The sequence below is a fragment of the Streptomyces sp. NPDC099050 genome, from assembly GCF_044759865.1.
Taxonomy (GTDB): Bacteria; Actinomycetota; Actinomycetes; order Streptomycetales; family Streptomycetaceae; genus Streptomyces.
Window position 1 is genome coordinate 160,603 of record NZ_JBIWAE010000008.1, and the last position, 21,628, is coordinate 182,230.

A 21,628-nucleotide genomic window follows, 5' to 3' on the forward strand; every position below is an offset into this window, starting at 1 on the left:
AGGGTAGGAGAGCGGGTCCCCTCACGAGTCCGACACGCCGAAACGCGCCGCCAGTGTGTCGCGTTGGGCACGCACGAAGGCCGCCTCGACCACCGCTCCGTGACCCGGTACGTACAGAGCGTCGTCCCCGCCCAGGGCGAGGAGCCGGTCCAGTGCGGCGGGCCACTGCCGGGGCGCCGCGTCCGGGCCCGCCTGCGGCTCCCCCGACTCCTCGACGAGGTCGCCGCAGAAGACCACCTCGCGCTCGCCGGGGACGAAGGCGGCCAGATCGTGCCGGGTGTGCCCCGGGCCCACGTTCGCCAGGAGGACCTGTACCCCGCCCAGGTCGAGGTTCCACTCGCCCGACACCAGGTGCCGGGGGAGCACCAGCAGGTCCGCCGCCTCGGCCGCCTCCGTCTCCGCGAGGCCGTGCCGGACCGCGTCGGCCCGCAGCTCCTCCCGGCTCGCGGAGAGCAGGGCGTCCAGCCCGACCGGGCCGTAGACCTCCGCCCCGGCGAAGGCCGCCCCGCCCAACACGTGGTCGAAATGTCCGTGTGTGAATGCGAGATGGGTCACGCGCCGCCCCGCCAGCCGCTCCGCCTCGGCGCGCACCAGCGCGCCTTCCCGCAGGGAGGACCCGGGGTCGATCAGAAGGGCCGAATCCTCGCCCACCACCAGTCCCACGGTGCAATCCCACACCGGCAGGCGCTTGCGGCCGGCCCGTTCGGTGAGCCGTTCCCAGCCCGCCTCTTCCCAACGCACGTCCATGCCGCGACGCTACCTTGGCGGGCCGCCCTTGCTAGGGGTGTACCACCCCGCCGTACACTGACCGGGGGATCTCTGGCACTCGAACGCCCGGAGTGCCAGCAGGCAGAGCCTGCCGAAGCCGCGAACGACGGAAACGATGGAGGTGTGCGCGATGCTCAGCGAACGCAGACTCGAAGTGCTGCGCGCCATCGTCCAGGACTACGTCGGGACGGAGGAGCCGGTCGGCTCCAAGGCGCTCACCGAGCGGCACCGGCTCGGCGTCTCGCCCGCGACCGTGCGCAACGACATGGCCGTGCTGGAGGACGAGGGCTACATCGCGCAGCCCCACACCAGCGCCGGCCGGATCCCCACCGACAAGGGCTACCGCCTCTTCGTCGACAAGCTGGCGGGGGTCAAACCGCTGTCGACGCCCGAGCGCCGGGCCATCCAGAACTTCCTCGACGGGGCGGTCGACCTCGACGACGTCGTCGGCCGTACCGTGCGGCTGCTCGCGCAGCTGACCCGGCAGGTCGCCGTCGTCCAGTACCCCTCGCTCACCCGGTCCACCGTCCGGCACGTGGAACTGCTCTCGCTGGCCCCGGCCCGCCTGATGCTGGTCCTCATCACGGACACCGGCCGGGTCGAGCAGCGGCTCGTCGACTGCCAGACCCCCTTCGCGGACACCTCGCTCGCGGACCTGCGGGCGCGCCTCAACAGCCGTGTCGTCGGCCGCCGGTTCACGGACGTGCCGCCGCTGGTGAAGGACCTTCCGGAGTCCTTCGAGAGCGAGGACCGGGTGACGGTGAAGGCCGTCCTCGACACCCTCCTCGAAACGCTGGTCGAGGAGGCGGAGGAGCGGCTGATGATCGGCGGCACCGCCAACCTCACCCGCTTCGGACACGATTTTCCCCTGACGATCAGGCCGGTGCTCGAAGCGCTGGAGGAGCAGGTCGTGCTCCTCAAGCTGCTGGGCGAGGCCAGTGAGTCGGGAATGGCCGTAAAGATCGGGCATGAGAACGCCTACGAGGGACTGAACTCCACGTCCGTCGTCTCGGTCGGCTACGGTTCGGGCGGCGAAGCAGTCGCCAAACTCGGCGTGGTCGGACCGACCCGCATGGACTACCCCGGAACGATGGGAGCGGTACGCGCAGTGGCACGTTACGTCGGACAGATCCTGGCGGAGTCGTAAGTGGCCACGGACTACTACGCCGTTCTCGGCGTGCGCCGCGACGCATCGCAGGACGAGATCAAGAAGGCCTTCCGGCGGCTCGCACGCGAGCTGCACCCGGATGTGAACCCCGATCCCAAGACGCAAGAGCGTTTCAAGGAGATCAACGCCGCCTACGAGGTCCTCTCGGACCCGCAGAAGAAGCAGGTCTTCGACCTCGGCGGAGACCCCCTGTCCTCCTCGGGCGGCGGCGGGGCCGGCGGCTTCGGAGCGGGTGGCTTCGGCAACTTCTCCGACATCATGGACGCCTTCTTCGGCCAGTCCTCGCAGCGCGGACCGCGCTCGCGGACCCGCCGGGGCCAGGACGCCATGATCCGCCTCGACCTGGAACTGGACGAGGCCGCCTTCGGCACGACCAAGGACATCCAGGTCGACACGGCCGTCGTCTGCACCACCTGCTCCGGTGAGGGCGCCGCCCCCGGCACCTCGGCGCAGACCTGCGACATGTGCCGCGGCCGCGGTGAGGTCTCGCAGGTCACCCGGTCCTTCCTGGGCCAGGTCATGACCTCGCGCCCCTGCCCGCAGTGCCAGGGCTTCGGCACCGTGGTCCCGACCCCGTGCCCCGAGTGCGCGGGCGACGGCCGGGTCCGCTCCCGCCGCAGCCTCACCGTCAAGATCCCGGCCGGCGTCGAGAACGGCACCCGGATCCAGCTCGCGGGCGAGGGCGAGGTCGGCCCCGGCGGCGGCCCCGCCGGCGACCTGTACGTGGAGATCCACGAGCTGCCGCACCCGACCTTCCAGCGGCGCGGGGACGACCTGCACTGCACGGTCACCATCCCGATGACCGCGGCGGCCCTGGGCACCAAGTGCCCGCTGGAGACGCTGGACGGCCTGGAGGAGATCGACATCCGGCCCGGCACCGGGTCCGGGCAGGCGATCCCGCTGCACGGGCGCGGCGTCACCCACCTGCGCGGTGGCGGGCGCGGCGACCTGATCGTGCACGTCGAGGTCACCACCCCCGGCAAGCTGGACCCGGCGCAGGAGGACCTGCTGCGCCAGCTGGCCAAGCTGCGGGGCGAGGAGCGGCCGATGGGCCAGTTCGCGCCGGGTCAGCAAGGCCTGTTCAGCCGCCTGAAGGACGCCTTCAACGGGCGCTGAGCCGCGCGCGGAGCACCGTAAGGGCGGCGTCCCGGCGGTGTACGAGAACGCCTGCGAGCCCGGTCCGGGGATGCCCCGGACCGGGCTCGCGGCCTGCGCGGCGGCGGGGCGGCGGCGGTATTCGGGCACCCCGGTGAAGGGGACTATGCCAGGCGAATGCGGTGATTCGGTCCCGTGAGCGGGACATGGCACGATGCAGCTCATGTCCTCCGCACCGAACGGTCTCTTCGCGTACCCGATCGTGCAGGCGCCCATGGCGGGCGGCGCGTCCTGCCCGCCGCTCGCGGCCGCCGTGTGCGAAGCGGGCGGGCTGGGCTTCCTCGCCGGCGGGTACAAGACCGCCGACGGCATGTACCAGGAGATCAAGCGGCTGCGCGCGCTCACCCGCCGCCCCTTCGGCGTCAACCTCTTCCTGCCGCAGACCTCCCACGCGGACCCGGCCGCCCTGGAGGTCTACCGCGGGCACCTCGCCAGCGAGGCGTCCTGGTACGAGATCTCCCTCGCCGACGAGGACATCATCGGCACCAGCGACGACGGCTACGACGCCAAACTGGCCATTCTCATCGAAGACCCGGTACCCGTGGTCTCGTTCACCTTCGGCCTGCCCTCGCCCGCGGCCTTCACCTGCCTGCGCAAGGTCGGTACGTACACGATCGCCACCGTCACCTCCGTCGAGGAGGCCCGAGCCGCCCAGGCGGCCGGCGCCGACGCCGTGTGCGTCCAGGGCGTGGAGGCGGGCGGCCACCAGGGCACCCACCGCGACGACCCGCAGGGCGACGGCACCGCCGGAGTCGGTCTGCTCGCGCTCGTCGCGCAGGTGCGCGAGGCCGTGGCCCTGCCGATCATCGCGGCGGGCGGCCTGATGCGCGGCTCGCAGATCGCCGCGCTGCTCGCCGCGGGCGCGGAGGCCGCGCAGCTCGGCACGGCCTTCCTGGCCTGCCCGGAGTCCGGCGCGCACCCGCTGCACAAGAAGGCCCTGACCGACCCGCTGTTCGTCCGCACGGAGCTGACCCGGGCCTTCTCGGGGCGGCCGGCCCGCGGACTGGTCAACCGGTTCATGCGCGAGCACGGCCCGTACGCCCCCGCCGCGTACCCGCAGGTCCACCACCTGACCGCGCCGCTGCGCAAGGCCGCCGCCGCGGCCGGGGACCCGCAGGGCATGGCCCTGTGGGCGGGCCAGGGGCACCGGCTGGCGCGGGCCCTGCCGGCCGGGGAACTGGTGGAGGTGCTCGCGGCGGAACTCGGCGCGGCACAGGACGCGTTGAAGGCAATGCAGATGAGGAGTGCGTCATGACCGCCCCGGTGTTCGTGGTCGAAAAGGTTCCCGCGGGGCCGGAGTTCGTCCTGGACGGTTCCGAGGGCCGCCACGCGGTTTCCGTGAAGCGGCTGGCCCCCGGCGAGGCCCTCGTGCTGACCGACGGCCGGGGCGGCTGGGCCGAGGCCGTCGTGAAGGCCGCCGAGGGCAAGGACCGCCTCGTCGTCTCCGTGTCCGGGGTCTTCGAGGAGCCGGAGCCGGCCGTCCGGATCACCGTCGTCCAGGCACTGCCCAAGGGGGACCGGGGCGAGGTCGCCGTCGAGACCATGACGGAGACCGGCGTCGACGCGATCGTGCCCTGGCAGGCCTCGCGCTGCATCACCCAGTGGCGCGGCGACCGGGGCGCCAAATCCCTCGCGAAGTGGCGGGCCACCGCCCGGGAGTCCGGCAAGCAGTCCCGCCGGGTCCGCTTCCCCGAGGTCGCGGAGGCGCTGTCGACCAAGCAGGTGGCGGCGCTGCTGGCGGAGGCCGACCTCGCGGTGGTCCTGCACGAGGACCGGGACGCACCCTCGGGCGCGCTGGCCACCGCGGAACTGCCGGCCGCCGGCTCCGTCGTCCTGGTCGTCGGACCCGAGGGCGGGGTCTCCCCGGACGAGCTCGCCGCCTTCGCCGCGGCCGGGGCGCACCCGTACCGGCTGGGCCCCTCGGTGCTGCGCACCTCCACGGCGGGCACGGCAGCGGCGGCGGTGCTGCTGGCGCGGACGGGGCGCTGGTCGTGACGGCCTGTTGGTCGTGACGGCCCGCTGGTCGTGACGGCCTGTTGGTCGTGACGGCCCGCTGGTCGTGACGGCCTGTTGGTCGTGACGGCCCGCTGGTCGTGACGGCCTGTTGGGCCTGACGGGCCAGCGGCCCTGACGGGTCCGGTGGGCGGTGGGCGGTGGGCGGTGGTGGATACGATGCCGGAATCGATCACCCGTCACGAAGGGCTCAGCACATGGCCGGGGAACCGCAGGCCGACTGCCTGTTCTGTAAGATCGTCGCGGGAACCATCCCCGCCACGGTCGTCCGGGAGACGGACACGACCGTCGCCTTCCGCGACATCAACCCGCAGGCGCCCACCCACGTCCTCGTCATCCCGAAGGCGCACTACCCCGACGCCGCCTCCCTCGCGGCCGCGGAGCCCGGGATCGCCGCCGACGTCCTGACCGAGGCCGGCCGGGTCGCGGCGGACGAGGGGCTCGCCGACCGCGGCTACCGGCTCGTCTTCAACACCGGCGCCGGCGCCGGCCAGGTCGTCTTCCACGCCCACGCCCACGTCCTCGGCGGCCGTGGCTTCGAATGGCCCCCGGGATAACCGTGTCGGCACGAGAATTCGTGGTGCTGGGCACCGCCAGCCAGGTGCCCACCCGCCACCGCAACCACAACGGCTACCTGCTGCGCTGGGACGGCGAGGGCATCCTCTTCGATCCCGGCGAGGGCACCCAGCGCCAGATGCTCCGCGCCGGGGTGGCCGCGCACGACATCAACCGGATCTGCGTCACCCACTTCCACGGTGACCACAGCCTCGGTCTCGCCGGGGTCATCCAGCGGATCAACCTGGACCGGGTCCCGCACCCCGTCACCGCCCACTACCCGGCCTCCGGGCAGAAGTTCTTCGACCGGCTGCGGTACGCCACGGCCTACCGCGAGACGGTCCAACTCGCGGAGGAGCCGGTGGCCGGGGACGGGGTCCTGGCGCGCGGGGACGCGTACACCCTGGACGCCGTACGGCTCTCGCACCCGGTGGAGTCCTTCGGCTACCGGGTCACCGAGCCCGACGGGCGCCGGATGCGGCCCGAACTGCTCGCGCTCCACGGCATCAAGGGGCCGGACGTGGGGCGGATCCAGCGCGAGGGCAGACTCGGCGGAGTCACGCTCGACGAGGTCAGCGAGGCGCGCGCCGGACAGCGGTTCGCCTTCGTCATGGACACCCGGCTCTGCGAGGGCGTCGAGGAGCTCGCGGCGGGCTGCGACATGCTGGTCATCGAGTCGACCTTCCTCGACGAGGACGTCCGACTGGCCACCGACCACGGGCACCTCACCGCCGGACAGGCCGCCCGGGTGGCCCGGGACGGCGGCGTGCGGCACCTCGTGCTGACGCACTTCTCGCAGCGCTACACCGACCCGTCGGAGTTCGAACGGCAGGCCCGCGCGGCCGGGTTCGAGGGCGAGCTGACGATCGCCGCGGACCTCGTACGGGTACCCGTGCCGAAGCGGGCCGGGTAGCGGGTGCTCCCGGTGCGGACCGGGGGCCCGCCTGTGCGGGACCTTCCGGTCTCGCCGACTCCTTGTCCCGGCAACCCCGTTGCGGGGACTCCTGGGGCGCGGAGGGGGCCCTGCGGGGCTGTCCCCTACCCGCCCTTCGCCCGTTCCCCGGGGCTGCGCCCCGGACCCCCTGGGGCTCCGCCCCCGTGAACGGCGCCGCACGTGGCAGGGGTCCGGGCGGAGCCCGGGGAACGGTGGAAGGGCGGGTGGGGGACCTCGCCCCGCAGGGCTGCCCCGTAGGGGCCCCGCCAGGGCCCACCCGGCCGGCGGCAGCCCCGGCGGCGGCCTAGACCCCGGTGCGGATGCGCCTGCGGGGGCGTTCGCGGCCGCGGCGGGTCGCCGCGGGGGAGGGCAGCAGCACCCGGAGCGGCGGCAGGCGCAGCGGGCGGGGGCGGAGCTGGGGGAGTTCCACGACCTCCAGCTCCTGTGCGCCGACCCGCGGCACCGATCCGGCCGGCGTCCCGGCTCCGGCGGCGAGCACGGCCGCCGGGGCCCCGCCGCGCCGGCGCACCGAGCCCGGGGTCAGCGGGCGGCCGCCGACGTGCAGGGCGACTCCGGCCATCGGCCCGGCCACCGCCAGCAGCAGGAGCCCGAGGACCAGGCCCATGCCGGGGAATCCCGCCGCCTCGGCGAGCAGGCTCCCGGTGACGGGTCCGCAGGCCACGCCCAGCGAGGACGCGGAACCGACCAGGACGGCCCAGCGCCCGCGCGGGTCGAGGGCGGCGGCGAGGCCGATGGCGTAGGAGAGCACGACGGGGTAGACCGCGTTCCACAGGATCTCCCCGGCGGCGAAGGCGCCCAGGTCCCGTGCCTGCGAGGCGAGCACCACGCAGCAGGCGATGACCACGGTGCCCACGCCCACCGGGACCGCCCGCCCGAGCCGGGACCCGAGCAGGGAGGCGCCGGTGACCCCGAGCAGCCCGGCGCCGAGCGCGGCCGCGAAGACGATGCCGAGGGTGACCTCGGACAGGCCCGCCTGCTGCGCCCCGATGCGGCCGCTGACGCCCCACAGGGCGTTCTGGGCCAGCGACCACAGCATCAGGGCCCCGGCGAGCACCACCCCGGCGCGCGGGTACGGGAGCGGCCCGGAGGCCCGTACGGCCGGGTCGGTGCGGTCGGTGCGGTCGGTGCGGTCGGTGGGGTCGGTGGGGGAGGCGAGGGCCGTGGCGTCCGCGGTCTCCGTGCGGTCGGCCCCGGGCAGACGGCCCGTCGCCGGCCAGCACACCAGCGCGACCAGGGCGATCGCAGCGAACGGCAGCCCGTGCCCGCCGCCGAGCCGGGGCAGGATCAGGTACAGGGCCCCGGCCGTGGCCGACACCGACAGCAGCCCCAGCGCGGAGGTCCGGTGCGGGTCGCGCTGCGCCGCGATCCCGGAGGCGGCCACGGCGGTGGCCGTGCCCGAGCCGAAGCCGCCGAGGACGGCGCCCGCGATGACGAGGGGCAGTTGCGCGGTGGCGGCGGCCGTGCCGTACCCGAGGACGGCGAGCAGCAGCCCGAGCCGGGCCGGCGGGCGCGGCCCGAGGCGCGGGATGCGGGAGGCGAGGGTGAATCCGGCGGCGGCCGAGCCGAGCAGCAGGACCGAGCCGATCAGTCCGGCCTGCGCGGGGCTCAGCGGGAGGTGCGCGTCGAGCCGGCCGACGATGGTCGGCAGCAGGTACGGGGCGACGTAACCAGAGGTGAAGAGCGCGACGAGCGGCCAGGCGGCGGGCGGCGCGGGGGTGCGGTCGGGCACGGGTGTTCCAGGATGTGCGGGTGGAGCGTGAGATTCCGCAAGACCGCGGGGCTCATATCTATCAAAATGCCCGATCCTGCGAGAAGGGCGTTCGGGCGGTGATCTGCGTCACACTGTATTCCGGGTCGGCCCGGGAGGGAGGGCCCGGCGGCGGTCGTGGGTTGAATCCCATCAGGAAGTCCGATCGGGAAGCCCGTTGAAGGAGCAACCGCTGAAGAAACGAACCGCCAAGCTCAGAACGCGCACCGACCGAACGGGGAGTACATCGTGACCAGTCGCAGCAGCCGGGACAGCCTCGACTCCGCCGTGGACCCGCTCGGTCCGCTGCGCGACCCCCATGAACCCGGCTGCGACGTCTTCCTGACCGGCACGGTCTTCCTCGACATCATCTTCACCGGCCTCGACTCGGCCCCCGTGCGCGGCACGGAGTCCTGGGCGCGCGGCATGGGTTCCAGCCCCGGCGGCGTCGCCAACATGGCCACCGCCCTCGCCCGGCTCGGCCTGCGCACCTCCCTGGCCGCCGCCTTCGGGGACGACCACTACGGGGAGTACTGCTGGGACGCGCTCGAACAGGGCGAGGGCATCGACCTGTCGATGTCGCGGACCGTGCCCGGCTGGCACAGCCCCGTCACCGTCTCGATGGCCTACGAGGGCGAGCGCACGATGGTCTCCCACGGCCACGAGGCCCCGCCCCCGGCGGGCCCCGGACCGTTCCCCCAGTGCCCGCCCCGCGCCCGCGCGGCCGTGGCCTCGCTCGGCCCGGGCGGCGGCGTGGCCTGGGTCGCCGAGGCGGCCCGGCGCGGGGCCCGGGTCTTCGCCGACGTCGGCTGGGACGACAGCGGGCGGTGGGACCTGGGGGCGCTGGCCGACCTGGAGCACTGCGAGGCCTTCCTGCCCAACGCGGGGGAGGCGATGGCCTACACGCGCACCGACTGCCCGCGCGCGGCGGCCCGGGCGCTGGCCGAGAAGGTGCCGATCGCGGTGGTGACGATGGGCTCCGAGGGTTCGTACGCGGTGGACGGGCGGACCGGGGAGACTGCCGAGGTCCCCGCGATCGCGGTCGACGCGCTGGATCCGACCGGGGCGGGCGATGTGTACGTGGCGGGGTTCCTCACCGGCACCCTCGCCGAGTGGCCCCTCGCGGACCGGCTCGCCTTCGCGGGTCTGACGGCCGCGCTGTCGGTGCAGGAGTTCGGCGGCTCCCTGTCGGCCCCCGGCTGGCCGGAGGTGGCCCACTGGTGGCGCACCGCCCCGGAGGCCCTGCGGGGGCGGTACGGCTTCCTGGACGACCTCGTCCCGCGGGCCGCGGAGCCCGCCAGCCGGCGCAGGGCGGTCCCGACGATCGGCTTCCGGCACTCGGTGTAGGCCTGGCCGGCCGGGGGAACGGGGGACGGGGCGTGCAGGGCCGCGCCCCCGACCCCGGAAGCCCGGTGCTCCCGGAGGCCCGCGCTCCGGGCGCCCTCGCCCCTGCCTTGGGCGGTCTGGCCCCGGCGGTTCGGCCGGGTGCGGCGCCGTTCCCGGGAGCCGGCCCCCGGACCCCCGCTCCTCAAGCGCCGGAGGGGCTGGTTGGGGCCGTCCCGTACGCCGTCCCGTACGCCGTCCCGGGCGGGTCCCGTGCGGGGTCCCGTACGCGACCCCGTAAAACCCCTCGGGTATGCCGCGGCGGCGACGTAGGCTTGGAAGTCCGGTGGCCGTCGATCGGCGCGGCCCCTCAGTGGGAGGTATGCGCAGGCCACAGTGCCGGCCCATGACTCAGACACCGACAGCAAAGACCCCCGCGCCGGGGCAGGCGCGAGCCCACTTCTCCGTACCGGCCACCCACCCGATGGTGTCCGTCCTCGGCTCGGGCGACGCCCTGTTGCGCGTGATCGAGAAGGCCTTCCCGAAGGCCGACATCCATGTTCGGGGCAATCAGGTCAGCGCGATCGGCTCGACGGCGGAAGTCGCCCTGATCCAGCGCCTGTTCGACGAGATGATGCTGGTGCTCCGCACCGGGCAGCCGATGACGGAGGACGCCGTGGAACGCTCGATCGCCATGCTCAAGTCGAGCGGCAACGGCGGGGGCCCGGACGAGACGCCCGCCGAGGTGCTCACCCAGAACATCCTCTCCAGCCGCGGCCGCACCATCCGCCCCAAGACCCTGAACCAGAAGCGGTACGTCGACGCGATCGACAAGCACACGATCGTCTTCGGCATCGGCCCCGCCGGTACCGGCAAGACCTACCTCGCCATGGCCAAGGCGGTCCAGGCCCTGCAGTCCAAGCAGGTCAGCCGGATCATCCTGACCCGCCCTGCGGTGGAGGCGGGCGAGCGCCTCGGCTTCCTCCCCGGCACCCTCTTCGACAAGATCGACCCGTACCTGAGGCCGCTCTACGACGCCCTGCACGACATGATCGACCCGGACTCGATCCCGCGGCTGATGGCGGCGGGGACGATCGAGGTGGCGCCGCTGGCCTACATGAGGGGTAGGACCCTTAATGAGGCTTTTGTCGTCCTCGACGAGGCGCAGAACACCACCCCCGAGCAGATGAAGATGTTCCTGACCCGGCTCGGGTTCGACTCGAAGATCGTCGTCACCGGTGACGTGACCCAGGTCGACCTTCCGGGTGGCGCCAAGAGCGGTCTGCGGCAGGTGCAGGACATCCTCGAAGGGGTGCCGGACATCGCCTTCTCGCGGCTCACGTCCGAGGATGTCGTCCGGCACAAGCTGGTCGGCCGTATCGTCGACGCGTACGAGAAGTACGACGACAGCCAGGACGCGAAGCAGTCGCGGAACGGCTTCCAGCGGAAGTAGAAACCAGCGCACCATGTCGATCGACGTCAACAACGAGTCCGGAACCGAGGTCGACGAGCGGGCGATCCTCGACATCGCCCGCTACGCACTCGCCCGGATGCGGATCCACCCGCTCTCGGAGCTCTCCGTCATCGTCGTCGACGAGGACGCGATGGAGCAGCTCCACATCCAGTGGATGGACCTGCCCGGACCCACCGACGTCATGTCCTTCCCGATGGACGAGCTGCGTCCGCCGAAGAAGGACGAGGAGGAGCCCCCGCAGGGGCTCCTCGGTGACATCGTGCTCTGCCCCGAGGTCGCCAAGAAGCAGGGCGAGGACGCGCCGACGCGGCACTCCATGGACGAGGAGCTCCAGCTCCTGACCGTCCACGGGGTGCTGCACCTGCTCGGGTACGACCACGAGGAGCCGGACGAGAAGGCCGAGATGTTCGGCCTCCAGGCGGCCATCGTCGACGGATGGCGCGACGAGAACGGCGTGACCGGCCCGTCCCCCGCCCCGACCGTCTCATGACCGGTGATCTCCAGCTCATCACCGGGGCCGTCCTGCTGGTCGTGGTGGCCTGGTTCGCCGCGTGCGCCGAGTCCGGGATCGCCCGGATCTCGGCCTTCCGCGCCGAGCAGGCCGTACGGGAGGGCCGGCGCGGCAGCGCGAAGCTGGCGCAGGTTGCGGGCGACCCCACCCGCTACGTCAATGTCGCCCTGCTGGTCCGGGTCACCTGCGAGATGGCGGCGGGCGTGCTCGTCACGTACGTCTGCCTCGCCGAGTTCGGGGAGAACTGGACCGCGCTGCTCGTGGCCATCGGTGTGATGGTGCTCGTGTCGTACGTGGCGGTCGGCGTGTCCCCGCGCACCATCGGCCGCCAGCACCCGCTGAACACGGCGACGGCGGCCTCCTACGTCCTCGTACCGCTCGCCCGGATCATGGGGCCGATCCCGCAACTGCTGATCCTCCTCGGCAACGCGCTCACCCCCGGGAAGGGCTTCCGCAAGGGGCCCTTCGCCTCCGAGGCGGAGCTGCGCGCGATGGTCGACCTCGCGGAGAAGGAATCGCTGATCGAGGACGACGAGCGCCGCATGGTGCACCAGGTCTTCGAGCTGGGCGACACCCTCGTGCGCGAGGTCATGGTGCCGCGCACCGACCTGGTCTGCATCGAGCGGTACAAGACGGTCCGTCAGGCGACCACGCTCGCGCTGCGGTCCGGCTTCTCGCGGATCCCGGTGACCGGGGAGAACGAGGACGACATCGTCGGCATCGTGTACCTGAAGGACCTGGTCCGCAAGACGCACATCAGCCGGGACGCGGAGAGCGACCTCGTCTCCACCGCGATAAGGCCCGCGGTGTTCGTGCCGGACACCAAGAACGCGGGCGACCTGCTGCGCGAGATGCAGTCGGTGCGCAACCACGTGGCGGTCGTCATCGACGAGTACGGCGGCACCGCCGGCATCGTCACCATCGAGGACATCCTGGAAGAGATCGTCGGCGAGATCACCGACGAGTACGACCGGGAACTCCCGCCGGTGGAGGAGCTGGGCGGGGACCGCTACCGGGTCACCGCGCGCCTCGACATCACGGATCTCGGTGAACTGTTCAAGGTCGACTCCTTCGACGACGAGGACGTGGAGACGGTCGGCGGGCTGCTCGCCAAGGCACTGGGCCGGGTTCCGATCGCCGGCGCCTCGGCGGTGGTGGACCTGCCCGACGGGCGGCCGCTGAGGCTGACGGCGGAGTCCCCGGCGGGACGGCGGAACAAGATCGTGACCGTGCTGGTGGAGCCGGTGGCTCCGGTGGAGGAGCAGGGCGGGGAGACGGAGTGACACCGGCGGAGCTGCGTGACTTCTGCCTGGGGTTCAACGCGGCGGTGGAGGAGTTCCCCTTCACCCCGGAGATCTCGGTGTTCAAGGTGCTGGGGAAGGTGTTCGCGCTGAGCGCGCTGGACGCCGACCCGCTGAGGGTCAACCTCAAGTGCGACCCGGAGCAGGCGGTGGCGCTGCGGGCGGAGCACGAGGCGATCGTGCCGGGCTGGCACATGAACAAGCGGCACTGGAACACCGTGACCGCGGGCGGGCCGGGGGCCCTGCCCGACGCGCTGGTGCGGGAGCTGGTCGAGGACTCGTACGACTTGGTGGTCGCGGGCCTGCCGAGGGCGGAGCGGCTGCGGCTCGACCGGCCGTAGGGGGCCCGGTCGGCAAGCCCCCGCCGCGTTCTCCGGAGCGGAATCCAGGAGGGGTCCAAGGTCATCGATCATGGGACCTTCGGGGCCGTGCCGCCGCTTACGCAGCGTTTAGTTTTATCCCTGCGCCACCAAGATCCCGGGGGGACGCCGGGGGTGGAGGGGAGAGCGCGTCTGCGGGGTCGTCGTGCGGCCCCGCAGACGCGCTCCATATGCTTCGGGCTATGACCGACAGCACCGGGATCGACCCCGAAGACACCAAGATCATCACGTTGGCGCGCAGCGCCCGGGCCCGCAACGGCGTGCCCGAGGGGGCGGCGGTCCGGGACGAGACCGGCCGTACGTACGTCGCCGGAACCGTGGCGCTGGACTCCCTGAAGCTGAGCGCGCTCCAGACGGCCGTCGCGATGGCCGTGGCCAGCGGCGCCCAGTCCCTGGAGGCGGCGGCCGTCGTCAGCGCCGCGGAGGCCCCCTCCGACGCCGACCGCGCGGCGGTCCGCGACCTCGGCGGCCCGGACACCCCGGTCCTCCTGGCGGGCCCGGACGGCACCCTGAAGTCGAGCACCCCGGCCGGCGCCTGAGCCGAGGCCGCCGGGCCGCCGCCCGGCCCGGCGGCCCGGGTGCGCAGGAACTCCGCCGTCTCGGTGCGGCCGAAGCGGGCCGCCCACCCGGCGGGGGCCGGCAGCCGCGAGACGGCCGCCGCGTCCGCGGCCTGCGCCGCCCGTACCGGCTCGTCCGCCGGAGCCGCCCCATCCCGGCTCGTCCGCCGGAGCCGTCCCATCCGTGACGTCCACGGGCCCGTCCTGGCGGCCGGACCGGGGCGGCCGTCAGGCGGCGACGGCGTCGGCCGTGGTCCGGCGGCGGATGACCATCGCCATCAGGGCTGCCACCGCGCACAGGGCGCCCGAGGCGTACCAGACGGGGTCGTACGAGCCGAAGACGTCACGGGCCAGGCCGCCGAGGAAGGCCACCACCGCGGCGCCGAGCTGGTGCGAGGCCAGGACCCAGCCGAAGACGATGGCGCCGTCCTCCCCGTAGTGCTCGCGGCACAGCGCGATCGTCGGCGGGACCGTCGCGACCCAGTCCAGGCCGTAGAAGACGATGAAGAACACCATCGGCGGGCGCACGGTCGGGGCCAGCAGCATCGGGAGGAAGAGCAGGGAGATCCCGCGCAGGGCGTAGTACACGGCCAGGAGGCGGCGCGATTCGAAGCGGTCCGTCAGCCAGCCGGAGAACACCGTGCCGATGATGTCGAACACGCCGATCACGGCGAGCAGTCCGGCCGCCGCCGTCACCGGCATGCCGTGGTCGTGGGCCGCGGGCACGAAGTGGGTCTTCACCAGGCCGTTGGTGGAGGCCCCGCAGATCGCGAAGGTGCCCGCCAGCAGCCAGAAGGGGCCGGTCCGGGCCGCTTTGAGCAGGACGCCCACGGCGCGGCGGGCGGCGCCGGGGACGGGCGCGGGCTTGGGCGTGTACGGGCCCCCGTAGGGGGTGGTCCCGATGTCCGCCGGGTGGTCGCGCAGCAGCAGCCAGACGAAGGGCACGACGGCCAGCGCCGCCAGCGAGACGGTGACGGCCGCCGGGCGCCAGCCGTGGTTCTCGACCAGCCAGGCCAGCAGCGGCAGGAACACCAGCTGGCCGGAGGCCCCGGCGGCGGTCAGGATGCCGGTGACCAGGCCGCGCCGGGCGGTGAACCAGCGGTTGGTCACCGTCGCGGCGAATGCCAGGGCCATCGAGCCGCTGCCGAGCCCGACCAGGACGCCCCAGTAGAGGATCAGTTGCCAGGAGGCGGTCATCCATACCGTGCCCATCGAGCCGCCGGCTATGACGGTCAGCGCGATCGCGACCACCCGGCGGATGCCGAAGCGGTCCATCAGGGCGGCGGCGAACGGGGCGGTGAGCCCGTACAGCGCCAGGTTCACGGAGACGGCGAGGCCGATCGTGCCCCGCGACCAGCCGAACTTCTCGTGCAGCGGCTCGATGAGCAGACCGGGGAGCGAGGCGAAGCCGGCGGCGCCGATGATCGTCACGAAGGTGACGGCCGCGACGAACCAGGCGCGGTGGACGCGGTGCGGCCGCGGCGGCGGTGCGTCGGCGATGGCGCCGGCATCGGCACCGGTGCCGATGCCGGAGGTGGGCGGCGGTGCGGGGGAGGGGCCGGAGGCGGGGCCGGGGCCCGGTTCTGTCTGCGTCACGACGACAGTTTCCGGCCGCCCGGGGTCCGTACGACAGTGGCCTGACCGACATGCTTCGATATGATCGGGCCATGGAGCCCCGCGTGCACCGTGTCCACCGTGTTGTCGTACTCGCCCTCGCCGGGCTGCTGCCCTTCGAGCTCGGGATCCCGCACCGGATCTTCGGGCGGGCGAAGGACCCCGCGACCGGGCGGCCGCTGTACGAGATCCTCACCTGCGGGCTCGCCCCCGGCCGGGTGCTCACCGACGCCGACTTCGACATCCACGTCGAGCACGGCCCCGAACTGCTGGCCACGGCCGACACCGTGGTCGTCCCCGCCTCCTACGAACTGGGCCCGGTCCACTCGGAGGGCCGGCTCACCCCCGAACTGGCCGCCGCCCTCGCGCACATCAGGCCCGGCACCCGGCTCGTCTCCATCTGCACGGGCGGTTACGTGCTCGCCGCCGCCGGATACCTGGACGGCCGCCGGGCCACCACCCACTGGTCCGCCGCCGGACACTTCCAGCAGACCTTCCCGGCCGTCCTGGTCGACCCGGACGTGCTCTACACCGACGACGGGGACGTGCTCACCTCCGCCGGAGTCGCCGCCGGGATCGACCTGTGCCTGCACATCGTGCGCCGCGACCACGGCGCGGCCGTCGCCAACCAGACCGCCCGGTACACCGTCGTACCGCCGCACCGCGACGGCGGGCAGGCGCAGTTCATCGACCGCCCGGTGCCCGAGCCGGAGCAGGCGAGCACCACCGCGGCCCGCGCCTGGGTACTGGACCGGCTGCACGAACCGCTGCGGCTGACCGACCTGGCCCGGCAGGAGGCCATGTCGGTACGGACCTTCACGCGCAGGTTCCGCGAGGAATCGGGACTCAGCCCGGGCGAATGGATCACCGGGCAGCGCGTGGAGCGCGCCCGGGCCCTGCTGGAGCAGACCGAACTGCCGATGGAACACGTGGCCCGGGAGGCGGGCTTCGGGACCGCGCAGTCCCTGCGCAAGCACGTCCAGGCGGCGCTCGGCGTGAGCCCGACGGCCTACCGGCGGACCTTCAGGGCGGCCGCGCCGGGCTCCGCGTTCGGCGGCACCCTGCCATCTCCTGATGGGACATCAGTTCCTGCCGGGTCCGTGCATTGACTTATCCCCCCACCCGCTCGTGAATGGCCCCCTGGCGGGGTACGGGATCCCAGGGGGCGGTCAGTGCGGACTTCGGCGCGAACATCGGCGCGGCACAGAGGATGGTCGGCGGCCGTCGGCATGGCGGTGCTGGCCGCGGCGACCGGGGGCGCGCTGAGCACGCCCGCGGCGGCGGAGGGGGAGACGCCTTCCGGGCAGGTCGAGTTCCCGACGCACTGCCTGCCGCCCCAGGAAGCCGGACTGCCGCCGGCCGACGGGCCCACCACCGCCCGGGTCACCGTGGACGACGTGACCCCGCGCGTGGGCGACACCGTCACCGTCACCTACCAGGTGGCCCGGACCCCCGCCGTGAACCCCCTCTCCGTGGCGCTGCCCGGCGATGTCCTCACCCCGACCGGGCGGATCGTCCTCGCAGGCGCGCAGCAGGGCGAGGTCACGGTCGTCGGAGCCAAGCGCAATGACCCCGTCGAGGCGGGCGGGGCGCTGCCCGCCGTCACCATGACGGGCACCTTCACCGTCACCGCTCCCGGCGAGATCACCCTGGCCCCGGGCGGCTACACCCTGCACACCGGACACCTCCTCGAACTCGACACCGTGTGCGCGGTCGCCGGGGGCGCGGCGCCGGGACCGGATCCGAGCGCGGAGCCTTCCGTGTCGGAGTCGGCGTCGGCGTCGGCTTCCGCGCCGGCGGTGCCGTCCCCGTCCGTCCCGTCCCCGCCGGCCTCGTCGTCTCCGGGGCCGCTGCCGCTGCCGGCGCCGGGGCCGCTCCCGGGCGGGGCCCCGGTGGCGCAGCGGATCACCGCGAGCCCGCTGCCGACGGCCAACGTGCGCGCCGTAGCGCTCGGCACGGCCGCGGGCGGCCCGGGCGCCAAGGTCAAGGTCACCGGAGCGGGCTTCGTGCCCGGTGCGGACGTCACCGTGGCGGGCCGGGCGGGTGCGGCGGAGACCGCCGACCGGGTCACCGCCAAGGCCGACGAGCTCGGCGTGGTCCTCGCGGAGCTGCCGGTCACGGACCGGGCGACCACCGCCGTCGTCGCGTACGAGGGCGCCGCCTGGACTCCGGAACGGGGCTCCGGCCCGGCCGCGTACACGGTGATCGTCGCCGTTCCGCTGCCACCGGGCAGCCAGACGGTCACGGCGGTCGTGGAGCCGGGCGAGCTCGGCATGACCCAGGAGGGCGACGCCGTGACCCTGGCCGCGGTCCCGTACGGGGACGGCGGCGCGGCGGCCGGCCGGATCGGCACCGTCACCGTCAAGGACGCCCGCGGCGGGCCGGCCGGGTGGTCCCTGATCGGCAAGGTCACCGATTTCACGGGCTCCGGCGGGCTCCGCATCCCGGGCGCCTCCCTGAGCTGGACCCCGACGTGCGCGGCCGCGCACGGCAGCCCCAGCGCGTGTGCGCCGGGCAGCGCGGGCACGGTCGGGCCCGACGGCGCGGTCCTGGCCTCGACCGGTGACGCCGCCCTCGTCGGCGGCACCTTCACCATCGACGCGGCCGTCACCCTCCAGGTGCCCCCGTACACCCCACCGGGCGCCTACACGGCACTGCTGACCCTAACGCTGTCATGACCACCCCCGGCCCCGGCCCCGGCCCCGGCCCCGGCCCCGGCCCCGGCCCCGGCCCCGGCCCCGGCCCCGGCCCCGGTCCTGGCGCTGGCCCCGGGCTCCCCGGCCTCGGCCTCCCCGCCGCGTCCGTGCCGGTGCGCGGGGTCGTCTCCCCGACCCGCCCTTCGCCCGTTCCCCGGGCCGGCCCGGATCCCGGTCCTGAAGCGCCGGACGGGCTGAAAGACCCTGGGGCTCCGCCCCAGACCCCGCTCCTCAAACGCCGGAGGGGCTGGGTTTTGGCCGACGTCGGCTCGCGCGTGCGGGCAGCTCCAGCCCCTCCGGCGCCGCACGCGGCAACGGGTCCGGGGCGGAGCCCCGGGGAACGGGGGAAGGGCGGGGCGGGGAGAGAAGCCTCCCGGGAGCGCCCCACCACTGCGCGCCACCGCCCGACCGCCGCCCCGGCCTCGGCCCCGACCGCCGCCCCGGCCTCGGCCCCGGCCTCGGCCCCGGCCCCGGCCGCCCAGGCCCAGCCGCAGGCGTCGGCATCGCCGGTGCGGGTGCTGCGGGTGCTGCGGGCGTTCGCCGGGTTCGCGGTTGCCGTCGTGCTGGCGGGGATCGGGCTGCTCGGCGGAGCCGGGACGGCGAGGGCCGCCGACAACGGGCAGTGGTCCGTCCTGCCCGCCGCCAACACGCTCGGGCAGCGCCCGTACTTCTACCTCGCCGCCGCGCCCGGCCAGACCGTCACCGACTCCGTCACCATCGCCAACCGCACCGACCGCCCCCGCACCTTCCGCCTCTACGCCGCCGACGCCTACAACACCGCCCGCGACGGCGGTTTCGCCCTGCGCGGGCCCGAGGAACCGCGCACCGCCACGGGCGCCTGGACGGCACTGGCCCGGGAGCGGATCACCGTCCCGGCGAAGACGGCGGTCCACGTCGGCTTCACCCTCACCGTCCCCGACCGGGCCGAACCCGGGGACCACCCCGGCGCCGTCGTCGCGCTGGAGGACCGGCCGGCAGGCACGGCGGCGACGGCGACGGGGACGGCCGGACAGGGGCTGGGGATTCAGCAGGCCGTCGCGGCCCGCCTCTACCTGCGGGTCACCGGTCCCACCGCCCCCGCCCTGGCCGTCGAGGACCTCCGCACCGCCACCGCCACCGCCCGCCGCGGCGCCGCCGGCGCGGAGATCTCGTACACGCTCCACAACCTCGGCAACGTCACCCTGCGCCCCCGCGCCACCCTGACCGCCTCCGGGGCGCTCGGCCGGGGCCTCCTCTCCCGCCCCCTCACCGGCCTGCCCGCCGAGCTGCTGCCCGGCCAGCGGGTCCGGCTCACCGCGCACTGGGCGGACCCGCCCGCCCTGGAATGGGCCGAGGTCACGGTGGTGGCCCGGGCCGACGGCACGGCCGCCCGGGCCGCCACCGGACACGCCGCGCACCCCGCCCTGAACGGCCTGCTGGCGACCGCTCTGGCCCTCGTGGCGGCGGCCTGGTCGGCGCTGGGAGCCGCATCGGGGAGAATGGCCCGTATGAGCGATCGTTCCCCCGAGACCACCAGCCCGCACCGTGCGGGCTTCGCATGCTTCGTCGGCCGTCCCAACGCGGGGAAGTCGACCCTGACCAACGCGCTCGTGGGTACCAAGGTCGCGATCACCTCCAACCGGCCGCAGACCACCCGCCACACGGTCCGCGGCATCGTGCACCGCCCCGACGCCCAGCTCGTCCTGGTCGACACGCCCGGCCTCCACAAGCCGCGCACGCTGCTCGGCGAGCGGCTGAACGACGTCGTGCGCGCGACCTGGTCCGAGGTCGACGTGATCGGCTTCTGCCTGCCCGCGGACCAGAAGCTCGGCCCCGGCGACAAGTTCATCGTCAAGGAGCTCGCGGGGATCAAGAAGACCCCCAAGATCGCCATCATCACCAAGACCGACCTCGTCGAGTCGAAGGTGGTGGGCGAGCAGCTCATCGCGGTGCACCAGCTCGCCGAGGAGCTGGGCTTCGAGTGGGCCGAGATCGTGCCCGTCTCGGCGGTCGGCGACACCCAGGTCCAGCTGCTGGCGGACCTGATCGCGCCGATGCTGCCGAAGAGCCCGCCGCTGTACCCGGAGGGCGACCTCACCGACGAGCCCGAGATGGTCATGGTCGCGGAGCTGATCCGCGAGGCCGCGCTGGAAGGCGTACGAGACGAGCTCCCGCACTCCATCGCCGTGGTCGTCGAGGAGATGATCCCCCGGGAGAACCGCCCGGCGGACCGTCCGCTGCTGGACATCCACGCCAACCTCTACATCGAGCGGCCGAGCCAGAAGGGCATCATCATCGGCCCGAAGGGCGCCCGTCTGAAGGAGGTCGGGATGAAGTCGCGCAAGCACATCGAGGCGCTGCTCGGCACCCCCGTCTTCCTCGACCTGCACGTGAAGGTCGCCAAGGACTGGCAGCGCGACCCCAAGCAGCTGCGCAAGCTCGGCTTCTAGCCCGTCCCGTCCGCGTCGGGCGAGGCCCCTTCGGCGGTTGGGGTCCGGCGCGGCGCCCCGAAGCCCGGAAGGCCCGCCAGGGCCGACCGGTGCGGGGGGCGCGTCAAGGAGCGAGCCGTCGCACCTTCACCGCGTTGTCCGTACGGGTCCCGGGCCGGCCGTCAGGCTGGTTCTGGGCCCGTACGTGTTCCTCCGCCAGCAGGACCTCCCAGGCTCCGGCCTCCAGTTCCAGCTGGGCGAGGACATCGTCCGGGGTCGGGAAGTCCACCTCCGGGCGGTCCTCCTGCCAGGACGCCCAGCCCGCGTGGCCGACGACGAGCAGGATCCCGCCGGGGGCCACGGCCGCGGCGGCCCGGCGCAGGATCCGGTCGCGCGGGAACTCTCCGAAGGTGTGCAGGAAGCACGCGGAGACCAGGTCGTACTCGCCCGCCGGGAAGGATTCCGCGAGGTCGTGCCGCTCCCAGGCGGTGCGGTCCGCGACCCCGGCCTCGGCGGCGTGGGCCGCGGCCCGCTCCAGGGCGACCCCGGAGATGTCCGTCCCGGTGACGTACCAGCCCTGCCGCGCGAGCCACACGGCGTCGCCGCCCTCTCCGCAGCCGAGGTCCAGGGCCCGGCCGGGAGCGAGCGGGGCGGTCTCCCGGGCCAGTACGACGTTGGCGTCGCCGCTCCAGATCCTGTCGCTCTCGCGGTAGCGGGAGTCCCAGAACTCCTCGCCCGCGAAGTCGGTCCCGGGGGAGCCCGGGGCGTGGGGGGACTGCGGGGCGTGGTCGTGCGCGTGCGCCATTTCGGCCTCTTTCCGGTCGGTACGGGTACGGATGCCCGTGCCTCCGATGCTCCGCCCGGACCGCCGCCCAGGCCAAGCGCCCTTGCCGTTCCCGCAAGACAACGGGCTCAGAATTGCGCGGGACGCCCCCGGTCAGGCGGCGGCGGGTCCGAGAGGCCGCCCGGGCCGTGCTCCCGCCACCGCCCGGGGGTCAGCGGG

General features: G+C 74.0%; 19 protein-coding genes and 1 pseudogene. 16 read left to right on the plus strand and 4 right to left on the minus strand.

Annotated features, from left to right (window positions below; translation table 11 throughout):
* Positions 1 to 21: 21 nt before the first annotated feature.
* Entirely contained in the window at positions 22 to 747 is a 726-nt protein-coding gene (locus tag ACIQV3_RS16105; protein ID WP_403713007.1) for an MBL fold metallo-hydrolase, read from the minus strand.
* Between the two features lie 151 nt (positions 748 to 898).
* On the opposite strand from ACIQV3_RS16105, the gene hrcA reads away from it, so the two are divergent.
* The 6 genes from hrcA (at position 899) to ACIQV3_RS16135 (ending at position 6,572) form a co-directional block, all read left to right on the plus strand.
* On the plus strand, positions 899 to 1,915 hold the full coding sequence (gene hrcA, locus ACIQV3_RS16110) for a heat-inducible transcriptional repressor HrcA (RefSeq protein ID WP_403713008.1): 1,017 nt from the start codon (positions 899 to 901) through the stop codon (positions 1,913 to 1,915).
* Positions 1,916 to 3,052 (plus strand): molecular chaperone DnaJ, encoded by a 1,137-nt coding sequence (gene dnaJ, locus ACIQV3_RS16115; RefSeq protein WP_250739430.1) that lies wholly within the window; start codon positions 1,916 to 1,918, stop codon positions 3,050 to 3,052.
* 202 nt (positions 3,053 to 3,254) lie between these two features.
* Positions 3,255 to 4,346 carry a nitronate monooxygenase gene (locus tag ACIQV3_RS16120; RefSeq protein ID WP_403713009.1) on the plus strand — a complete coding sequence of 364 codons (1,092 nt, stop codon included), beginning with the start codon at positions 3,255 to 3,257 and terminating at the stop codon, positions 4,344 to 4,346.
* On the plus strand, positions 4,343 to 5,086 hold the full coding sequence (locus ACIQV3_RS16125; protein WP_403713010.1) for a 16S rRNA (uracil(1498)-N(3))-methyltransferase: 744 nt from the start codon (positions 4,343 to 4,345) through the stop codon (positions 5,084 to 5,086). Before ACIQV3_RS16120 ends, ACIQV3_RS16125 begins: the two co-directional genes overlap by 4 nt.
* A gap of 215 nt (positions 5,087 to 5,301) precedes the next feature.
* Positions 5,302 to 5,661, plus strand: coding sequence for a histidine triad nucleotide-binding protein (locus ACIQV3_RS16130; protein ID WP_403713011.1), 360 nt, complete (start codon positions 5,302 to 5,304; stop codon positions 5,659 to 5,661).
* A 2-nt stretch (positions 5,662 to 5,663) separates the two neighbouring features.
* Complete coding sequence (locus tag ACIQV3_RS16135; RefSeq protein WP_403713012.1) at positions 5,664 to 6,572, plus strand: ribonuclease Z; 909 nt, start codon at positions 5,664 to 5,666, stop codon at positions 6,570 to 6,572.
* 325 nt (positions 6,573 to 6,897) lie between these two features.
* Here ACIQV3_RS16135 and ACIQV3_RS16140 read toward each other — a convergent pair whose 3' ends face one another.
* Positions 6,898 to 8,343 (minus strand): MFS transporter, encoded by a 1,446-nt coding sequence (locus ACIQV3_RS16140; RefSeq protein WP_403713013.1) that lies wholly within the window; start codon positions 8,341 to 8,343, stop codon positions 6,898 to 6,900.
* 264 nt (positions 8,344 to 8,607) lie between these two features.
* Here ACIQV3_RS16140 and ACIQV3_RS16145 point away from each other — a divergent pair, with 264 nt between their 5' ends.
* From ACIQV3_RS16145 to ACIQV3_RS16170, 6 genes are all read left to right on the plus strand, one after another.
* Positions 8,608 to 9,708 (plus strand): carbohydrate kinase family protein, encoded by a 1,101-nt coding sequence (locus tag ACIQV3_RS16145; protein WP_403713156.1) that lies wholly within the window; start codon positions 8,608 to 8,610, stop codon positions 9,706 to 9,708.
* A 382-nt stretch (positions 9,709 to 10,090) separates the two neighbouring features.
* Complete coding sequence (locus tag ACIQV3_RS16150) at positions 10,091 to 11,137, plus strand: PhoH family protein (protein WP_403713014.1); 1,047 nt, start codon at positions 10,091 to 10,093, stop codon at positions 11,135 to 11,137.
* Between the two features lie 13 nt (positions 11,138 to 11,150).
* On the plus strand, positions 11,151 to 11,648 hold the full coding sequence (gene ybeY / locus ACIQV3_RS16155) for an rRNA maturation RNase YbeY (RefSeq protein ID WP_403713015.1): 498 nt from the start codon (positions 11,151 to 11,153) through the stop codon (positions 11,646 to 11,648).
* On the plus strand, positions 11,645 to 12,952 hold the full coding sequence (locus ACIQV3_RS16160; RefSeq protein ID WP_403713017.1) for a hemolysin family protein: 1,308 nt from the start codon (positions 11,645 to 11,647) through the stop codon (positions 12,950 to 12,952). Before ybeY ends, ACIQV3_RS16160 begins: the two co-directional genes overlap by 4 nt.
* Positions 12,949 to 13,311: an MmcQ/YjbR family DNA-binding protein gene (locus tag ACIQV3_RS16165; RefSeq protein WP_403713018.1), complete on the plus strand. Its 363-nt coding sequence runs from the start codon at positions 12,949 to 12,951 to the stop codon at positions 13,309 to 13,311. Before ACIQV3_RS16160 ends, ACIQV3_RS16165 begins: the two co-directional genes overlap by 4 nt.
* A 221-nt stretch (positions 13,312 to 13,532) precedes the next feature.
* A complete protein-coding gene (locus ACIQV3_RS16170; protein ID WP_403713019.1) occupies positions 13,533 to 13,889 on the plus strand; it encodes a cytidine deaminase in 357 nt (118 codons plus the stop codon).
* 246 nt (positions 13,890 to 14,135) lie between these two features.
* Here the strand turns inward: ACIQV3_RS16170 and ACIQV3_RS16175 are convergent, their stop codons facing one another.
* Entirely contained in the window at positions 14,136 to 15,503 is a 1,368-nt protein-coding gene (locus ACIQV3_RS16175) for an MFS transporter (RefSeq protein ID WP_403713020.1), read from the minus strand.
* Positions 15,504 to 15,574: 71 nt separating this feature from the next.
* Between ACIQV3_RS16175 and ACIQV3_RS16180 the strand changes: the two genes are divergently transcribed.
* The 4 genes and pseudogenes from ACIQV3_RS16180 (at position 15,575) to era (ending at position 20,646) form a co-directional block, all read left to right on the plus strand.
* Complete coding sequence (locus ACIQV3_RS16180) at positions 15,575 to 16,630, plus strand: GlxA family transcriptional regulator (RefSeq protein ID WP_403713021.1); 1,056 nt, start codon at positions 15,575 to 15,577, stop codon at positions 16,628 to 16,630.
* A gap of 120 nt (positions 16,631 to 16,750) precedes the next feature.
* Complete coding sequence (locus tag ACIQV3_RS16185) at positions 16,751 to 18,199, plus strand: beta-xylosidase (protein WP_403713022.1); 1,449 nt, start codon at positions 16,751 to 16,753, stop codon at positions 18,197 to 18,199.
* Positions 18,196 to 19,158: pseudogene (locus ACIQV3_RS16190) on the plus strand (WxL protein peptidoglycan domain-containing protein); the annotation flags it as partial. The gene ACIQV3_RS16185 and the pseudogene ACIQV3_RS16190, both read left to right, overlap by 4 nt.
* A gap of 537 nt (positions 19,159 to 19,695) precedes the next feature.
* Positions 19,696 to 20,646, plus strand: a complete 951-nt coding sequence (gene era, locus ACIQV3_RS16195) for a GTPase Era (protein WP_374213701.1) — start codon at positions 19,696 to 19,698, stop codon at positions 20,644 to 20,646.
* Between the two features lie 103 nt (positions 20,647 to 20,749).
* Here era and ACIQV3_RS16200 read toward each other — a convergent pair whose 3' ends face one another.
* Positions 20,750 to 21,430: a class I SAM-dependent methyltransferase gene (locus tag ACIQV3_RS16200; RefSeq protein WP_403713023.1), complete on the minus strand. Its 681-nt coding sequence runs from the start codon at positions 21,428 to 21,430 to the stop codon at positions 20,750 to 20,752.
* Positions 21,431 to 21,628: the final 198 nt, after the last annotated feature.